Here is a 6504-nt window from a genome sequence, read left to right on the forward strand (position 1 = left end):
GCTTCAAGATAATGTCCGAAGACATCGCCGACAAGCACGGGGTTTATTCCCTGCACGATGACGGCACATGGGACTTCGGCAACGACCACCCTATCGTAAACTGGGATCACGAGACAAACAAGTCAAGCTACCCTATGGAGCGTTCACTCAGCTCCGCATTTATAAATTCAAGCAATATATTCTTTGCAAAGGCTTTTGATACTATCGGCGAAGAAGCTGTACTCAGCGATCTTCAGACAATTTTCCACTTCGGTAAGGACGACGCATACGATATACACTGCGATTTCGGCGACCTTAGCAACAATATTGAGATAGAGGATATAGACGACCTGCGCAGAAGCGCATTCGGTCAGTCAAAGGTGCTCACCTGTCCTATCTTCCTTGCAGCACTTGGCAGAGAAGCCGTATTCGGCGATATGGTAACACCTTTCGTACTTAAAGCAACTGTTGACCCTGCCGACGGCAGAACAAAGACAGGCGACGGCTCAAAGGCATATGACGTTATCGCTTCTATCCCTGTTGAATGTCGTGACAATCTCCTCAACGGTATGAGCGGTGTTGCCTCTGATGTAGGCGTATACGCAAACGGCAACTACAGCTTCTACGCAAAGACAGGTACAGCCGAGGGCTGGAGAGGCGATTACCTCTATATTACAGGCTGTGCAAAGAACAACAACGGCACAGGCTCGGAGACATACGACAACTATGATAACTACGGCGAAACAGGTTCATATGTACTGGTAATGGAGGTGCAGAATCCACAGGCTCACGGCTTTGAATTTGCATCTCAGTCCGCAGGACTTTACAGCGGTATCCTGAACATCGTTGCAGGAAATTAAAAACGTTTTTTAAGATATTCCCTTTTGTATTTGCAGAAGGGAATTTTTTTATATTCTTTTTTAAAACGTATTGACGAAAAGAGAAAAAAAATGTATAATAAAAAAAGAGAGATTTCCCACTGATTTAAAGTGGAAAAAGCTAATATATACAAGGACGGTAATCATAATGATTTTCAGGGGAAGATGGCTTATTCCGCTGCTTGCAGCAGCGGCGGTATTGTCGTTTCCGTCCTGTTCAGCGGAAGTAGGAAAAGTTACGATAAACCGCGACTCTGATTCAAGCTCACAGCAGGAAAACATCGGGGCACAAGCCGCTACGACAACAGAGGAAACAACAACGACCACTACTACAACAACACTGGTATACAGAGGTAATATCTACGATACTAACTATAACCTTATAACATACGGCACTTACGCCGACGAAAACCAGGATCAGCGTTTTTACGGCGAAGGCTGCGGTTATTCATTCAGCAACTTAATAAGTGCGGCATCGGCAGGCTTAGACGATGTTTTCGGTGATATTCTGCGTACAAATAATCCCACACCCGTTGACGGGAAGGCTAACGTGGGACAGTCGGTACGCCTTACTGTAGACGCAAATGTTCAGAACGCACTTTCAACATATATGGCAAATATGGGCATGGCAGGCTCAATAGTAGTAATGAGAACAGACGGCTCACTGCTGGCTGAGGTATCCTATCCAAACTATGATCCTGAGCTGTTCGATGCCGACCCGTCATACGGCGAATGTCTTATGGGCGGTACTATTGCAAACAAGGCTTTCCAGAACGCTTCACCCGGCTCATGCTTCAAGATAATGTCAGAGGTAATTGCCGACAAAAACGGCATAACCACTCTTTACGATGACGGCACATGGGTAGACAGCGGTGCTACTATAGTCAACTGGGATCACGATACGGGATATTATCCTGTTCCAGAGAGAACTCTGACATCTGCATTCGTAAATTCAAGCAATATATTCTTCGCCAAGGTATTCGACACACTCGGCGCAGAACAGGTGCTTGCAGACCTTAACGATATATTCCATTTCTGCGACCCTATCCAGTGCGATTTCGGACCTATCGAGAACAATATCGAGATATACTGCCTTGATGATCTGCGCAGAAGCGCGTTCGGACAGGCTTATGTCCGCACCTGCCCCATATACCTTGCAGCTCTCGGCAGAGAAGCGGTATTCGGCGATATGGTAAAGCCGTTCATCATGCAGCAGGTGGTGGATACCAACGATCCGTACACCCAGACTGTCAAGGGAAGTACTCCATATGAAGTACTCGGAAGCATACCAGAGAACTGCCGCGGCAATCTTCTTGAGGGTATGCGCGGAGTAGCAAGCAATCTCGGACTTTATGTCCCCGAAAATTATGAGTTTTACGCTAAAACTGGCACTGCTGAAACAGGTGCAGGAGATTATCTGTACATAACAGGCTGCCTTAAAAACATTTATGACCGCACAGGCGAAAAGATCACTTATTCAAACTATGATGAATACAAGGCAAGCGGTTCATACATAATTGTTATGCAGCTGCAAAATCCTGCGGCTTTCGGATTTGATTTTGCCAGCCAGACAGGCTATCTCTATCAGGGTATAATCGACACCGTGCTTGCTTACTGATTATTAAAACGCCATATACAACAAAATAAACCAATATAGACGTATAGCCCCGATGCATTGAACTCCTTCGGGGCTAATTTATTGCATGACTCACCACATAACTTGCTGAGCGTATGAACGGGATTCCAAAGGGACTGTGTTCCTTTGGCGGAGTCCAGAGACGGCGTCTCTGGTCGCTGTTCCCAGCTTTTAAAGAACAGCGAAATAATACGAAGGCGCATCGCAAGGGTGAATTCCGAAAACAATCCAGTGAATTGTTTTCGGAAGAGGGACGCCTTGCAAGAGAAGGCGTCCCTAATTGAACGTTGAAGATGCCGCCATCTATAATCGTCTAAATTTCTATATTAGCAACACGGTTATCCGCCCGTTATTTATATCATATGCCTTTTACTTCTGTATAATAATATACTGCAAGCTGAGTCCTGTCGCGGAGCTCGAGCTTGTCAAGGAGATTGCTTATGTAGTTGCGGATAGTGCCCTCCCCGAGGAAGAGCTTGCCCGATATCTCTTTATTGCTCAGTCCCTCTGCAACAAGCTCCATTATCTCGCGCTCCTTGTCGCTGATACCATGAGCAGCAAAGTCATACCGCTCCTTGGGCTTCATAAGCTCAGGGAGCTTGTTCATTATGGTATTGCCGTAGACGCTCTGTCCGCCCATGACAGTTTCAAGTGCAGGTACTATGCCGTCAAAGTCCTGCTTGAGTATGTATCCCTTTGCGCCCATGTTCAGTGCCTTGATGATGTACTCATCATCTGAGAATGTGGTGAGGTAGAGTATCTTAGCGTCGGGGAACTCTTTCAGTATGACCTCGCCTGCCTCTATACCTGTCATGCCCTCCATGCGTATATCCATAAGTATAACATCAGGTCTGACGTTCCTGTATAGCTCTATTGCTTCATTTCCGCTTGAACCCATAGCGGTAACAGTTACCTTGCCCGAATTTTCAAGTATAGTCTTTAACGACAGAGCTACGAGCTTGTCGTCATCTATTACGATAATGTCCATAATTGCTCCTTTATGCCGTGATCTTTTCATTATTATATCATAGCGGTACATTTTTTTCAAGTACACAATGTGACAAATGTCATATGCAAAAACTGACTCCAGACACTACAAAAAGCTTTTCAGCTGAGGTATAATGATTACAGTAAAACACAACAGGGAGGATTTACCATGGAAAACACAGTTATCAAAATAAATAATCTTGTAAAACGCTACGGCGATCTTATCGCACTGGATCACCTTGATCTTGAAATAAAGCAGGGGGAGGTATTCGGACTTCTCGGACCGAACGGCTCGGGCAAGACCACTACCATAAACTGCCTTCTGTCACTTCTTGCCTTTGACAAGGGCGACATCGAGATATTCGGTAAGAAGATGACTCCCGTAAGCTACGATATCAAAAAGGAAATAGGCGTTATCATGCAGAATGTCACTGTTTTTGATGAGCTTACAGTTTACGAGAATATCGACTACTTCTGCGGACTCTATATCAAGGACAAGGCAAAGCGCAAGGAATATGTTGAGGAAGCAATAAAGTTCGTAGAACTGGGGGATTTCAGAAAGTTCTATCCGAAAAAGCTTTCGGGCGGACTTCTCCGCAGACTCAATATCGCCTGCGGTATCGCTCACAAGCCAAAGCTCATAATCCTTGACGAGCCCACAGTTGCAGTTGATCCTCAGAGCAGAAACCGTATCCTCGAAGGCATACAGGAGCTCAACAGAAACGGTGCTACAGTCATCTATACCTCGCACTATATGGAAGAGGTAGAGCAGATATGTACCCGCATAGCTATCATGGACAAGGGCAGAAAGGTGGCTGAGGGCACCAAGGACGAGCTCAAACGTATGATAAAGAATACTGAGACCATAACCATTGAGATACTGGAGATACCCGACAGTGTGCTTAAGGAGATAGCAGGGCTGACCCATGTTTACGATACGGATTACAGCGACGGAAAGCTTGCAGTGTACTGTTCTGGCGGCAAGCACAATCTCACAAGAGTGCTTGAAGTGCTGCAGAATAACGAGCTGGGCTTCGGAAGAGTATATACCGAGCTGCCTACGCTGAACGATGTATTCCTTGAAATTACGGGTACTGCACTCAGAGACAAGGAGGAATGACCATGTTCATGCATATCCTTAAATATGAGCTGAAAAACGGTCTGCGTACAAAAGACCTTATCATATGGCTCATACTCTTTCCTATAATCCTCGGCACTTGTTTTAAAATAGCTTTCGGAAGCATTTACGAAAAGACCGAGAAATTCAGCTCAATCCCCGTTGCCATAGTTGAAGAAAGCGAAAATGCTGCTTTCAAACAGGTCATCGAGGGCATTGAAAAATCTGATGAACCCTTCCTCAAAGCCAGCTTTGTGGATAAGGAAAAGGCTGAAAAGATGCTTGACGACGGCAAGGTAGAGGGAATAATCTTTACTTCCGACAATATCAGCCTTACAGTAAAGGAAAAGGGCATACGCGAGACAATGCTGAAATCCTTTATCGAGCAGTATAAAGTTCGTGAAAAAATAGCTATGGACGCTATAAATACTGCTCCCGAAAAGGCACAGGAGGTCATCGCTTCACTCACATCTGAGACAGCTTCTACGTGCAGGGATATACCCCTTACACAGGGCAACCCCGATATGTATATACAGTATTTCTATAATCTTATCGCTATGGTGGCAATGTTCGGCTGTATAACAGGTATGCATATCACTATGCAAAATCAGGCAAATCTTTCACCTCTTGGTGCAAGGAACAACTGCTCACCTGTACCGAAATCAATAAATATAATCGCTTGTCTTACAGGCAGCTTTATAATGCAGACAGTATGTATGCTGATTTGCGTTACTTATCTTGCATTCATTCTTAAAATAGATTTCGGCGACAGACTGTGGCTGGTTTATCCTTCGGCTATACTTGGCGGTATCACAGGCGTTTCATTCGGTTTCTTCGTAGGTTCACTGGCTCGTGTAAGCGAAAAGGCAAAGAGTGCGATACTTATTTCTATATCAATGCTGCTGTGTTTTTGCAGCGGTCTTATGATGGGCAATATGAAGGCTATTATTGCAGCAACGATACCGTGGTTCAATAACATCAACCCCGCAGCAGTGATTTCCGACTGCTTCTACTGCCTCAATATCTATGAGGACTATGACCGTTTCATATCAAAGCTCATAACTATGGCAGCAATATCCGTTATGTTTATAGTTCTTGGCTTTGTGACTTCAAGGAGGAAGAAATATGCAAGTATTTAAGGCTATGTTCAAGGTAATGAGGAGCAGGCTTCCCTCAGCATTAATAGGTATCGTCTGCTTTTTTGCCATATCGGCAATAATTGCAAATGCTTCCACCAAGGAAAACAAGTTTGAAGCAAGCAGACTGAATGTATGTATATTCGATGAGGACGATACTGCCGAAAGTCATGCGCTGGCAGACTTTATAAAGAAAAGCAATGATATAGTTGAAATAGAGAATGACAGGGATATTATCATAGATTCAATTTACTACAAAAGAATCGATTATGCACTCATAATCAACAAGGGATACGCTGAAAAGATCAAAGCAGGGGACACAGCAGACCTTTTCGGCAGCTACCATTTGAGTGACAGCTTTTCTGTAGTATATATGGGACAGGTGCTTGACGAGTATGTCAACTCAGTAAAGGCTTATCTCAGTATGGGCAAGACCTTTGATGAGGCTGTTGCAAGTGCAGAAGTTGCACTGTCTCAGAACGCAGAGGTAAATATGTTCAGGGCAGACAATGCGGGCAACTCACACTTCAGCGTTGATTTTGCAGGCTATTTCCAGTATATGCCATATATACTCGTATCTATCATTATCAGTGTGGTAAGCCTTGTACTTGTTACTATGAACAAGAAGGATATACGTTACCGTACCAACTGCTCATGTATGAAGGAATCTTCATATACGTTCCAGCTTTTCCTCGGAAGCTTCCTGTTTGTGTTTGTAATATGGCTGATGTTTATGATTGGCGGTATGATACTCAACAAGGAGGTTTACAC

The 6504-nt window shown here is 44.4% G+C and carries 6 protein-coding genes; 5 read left to right on the forward strand and 1 reads right to left on the reverse strand.

The genetic code is table 11. The features are described 5' to 3' along the window. Nucleotides 1–839: penicillin-binding transpeptidase domain-containing protein (locus tag QZZ41_RS00005; protein ID WP_295066472.1), on the forward strand; the 839-nt coding region annotated here is incomplete at its 5' end. A gap of 166 nt (nt 840–1005) precedes the next feature. After that, nucleotides 1006–2475, forward strand: coding sequence for a penicillin-binding transpeptidase domain-containing protein (locus QZZ41_RS00010; RefSeq protein ID WP_295066474.1), 1470 nt, complete (start codon nt 1006–1008; stop codon nt 2473–2475). Between the two features lie 376 nt (nt 2476–2851). Here QZZ41_RS00010 and QZZ41_RS00015 read toward each other — a convergent pair whose 3' ends face one another. Further along, nucleotides 2852–3481, reverse strand: a complete 630-nt coding sequence (locus QZZ41_RS00015; RefSeq protein WP_295066476.1) for a response regulator transcription factor — start codon at nt 3479–3481, stop codon at nt 2852–2854. Between the two features lie 168 nt (nt 3482–3649). Between QZZ41_RS00015 and QZZ41_RS00020 the strand changes: the two genes are divergently transcribed. From QZZ41_RS00020 to QZZ41_RS00030, 3 genes are all read left to right on the forward strand, one after another. After that, the gene (locus tag QZZ41_RS00020) at nt 3650–4600 is read left to right on the forward strand and encodes an ABC transporter ATP-binding protein (RefSeq protein ID WP_295066478.1); all 951 of its coding nucleotides are present in this window, start codon (nt 3650–3652) and stop codon (nt 4598–4600) included. Nucleotides 4601–4602: 2 nt separating this feature from the next. Next, nucleotides 4603–5736: an ABC transporter permease gene (locus tag QZZ41_RS00025; protein ID WP_295066480.1), complete on the forward strand. Its 1134-nt coding sequence runs from the start codon at nt 4603–4605 to the stop codon at nt 5734–5736. After that, nucleotides 5723–6504: ABC transporter permease (locus QZZ41_RS00030; protein WP_295066482.1), on the forward strand; the 782-nt coding region annotated here is incomplete at its 3' end. The genes QZZ41_RS00025 and QZZ41_RS00030, both read left to right, overlap by 14 nt.

This window comes from Ruminococcus sp., from assembly GCF_016283395.1.